General features: G+C 41.2%; 2 protein-coding genes. Both read left to right on the top strand.

Features of this window, described 5'->3' with window-relative positions; translation table 11 throughout:
• The coding region (locus B4W83_RS11960) for a tail fiber domain-containing protein (RefSeq protein ID WP_142246456.1) at positions 1 to 521 on the top strand (521 nt) is incomplete at its 5' end.
• Positions 514 to 716, top strand: a 203-nt coding sequence (locus B4W83_RS11955) for a hypothetical protein (protein ID WP_083022305.1), incomplete at its 3' end; no start/stop codon positions are given. The genes B4W83_RS11960 and B4W83_RS11955, both read left to right, overlap by 8 nt.

Here is a 716-nt window from a genome sequence, read left to right as displayed (position 1 = left end):
TGTATTGCAGAAACGGAGCAGACTTTCACGGTAAAACGGATTTTTCCCAAACATCAAATGCTAACTTTTATGGCGGAGTGCATTTTGAAAAATCTCCTTTTTTCAAAAACGGAATTGAAATGGGGAATAAGGACATTTATGGAGAAGGTGGCAATCCAGCTGGAGGTAGAAATAGAACCGTTTGGTGGAACCAACTTACTACTGGGCTTTTTCGTGAAAAAGCTGGTATTACTTCGAGTTCAGATAGACGCTTGAAAGAAAATATTAAAGAGAGTCCAGTTAATGCCTTGGATAAAATTCAAGCATTGAACATGGTCTCTTTTGATTTCATCGAGAGCCAGAAACACGAAGAGGTTGGTTTGATTGCGCAGGAAGTGCAGGAGGTAGTCCCTCATGCAGTTGAAACAGATGAAGTAACATCTTATCTGTCTATCAACTATTCAAAGTTCGTCCCCTACTTGCTGAAGGCTGTCCAAGAACTAGACCAGAAAATCAAAGAAATGGAGAACACACATGGATAACAACACAATCGACAAGCTAGTCGCTGAGTCGCTCGTCGACCGTTTGGCTGATATCGAATTGAACTATGCGCATTTAAATGTACACCATAGGCTGGCTTTGGCTGAATTACAGGCCTTTAAGGCGGTGCTGGAATATGACCCAGCGCTTAAAGAACTTTTTGACGAAACACAAGCGAAAATGAAAGGAAATAAGGA

Origin of the sequence: Streptococcus pseudopneumoniae ATCC BAA-960 = CCUG 49455 (assembly GCF_002087075.1) — a bacterium.
Lineage (GTDB): Bacteria > Bacillota > Bacilli > Lactobacillales > Streptococcaceae > Streptococcus > Streptococcus pseudopneumoniae.
This window is presented reverse-complemented; position numbering and strand designations above follow the sequence as displayed.